Genomic DNA, 239 nt, shown 5'->3' on the forward strand with positions numbered 1-239 from the left:
TCAAAAAAGAAAGGACGAAATTTGTCCTTTCTCGAGCTTAGCTTTTCATCAACCCACTACAGTTGACAAAGAGCCAAAAAAGAGAGAAGCAAACTGTGTCTCTCTCAATGTATATAATATCTAGTTAAATAAAAAAGATACGCTTACGTATCTCTGTAATGAATCGGGAAGACAGGATTCGAACCTGCGACACCTTGGTCCCAAACCAAGTACTCTACCAAGCTGAGCTACTTCCCGAG

The 239-nt window shown here is 40.2% G+C and carries 1 tRNA gene; it reads right to left on the reverse strand.

Annotated features, from left to right (window positions below):
• Nucleotides 1–163 precede the first annotated feature (163 nt).
• Nucleotides 164–237: transfer RNA gene (locus N8L33_RS10050), tRNA-Pro, on the reverse strand.
• Nucleotides 238–239 lie beyond the last annotated feature (2 nt).

The organism is Streptococcus mitis (assembly GCF_946188695.1).
GTDB lineage: Bacteria > Bacillota > Bacilli > Lactobacillales > Streptococcaceae > Streptococcus > Streptococcus mitis_DF.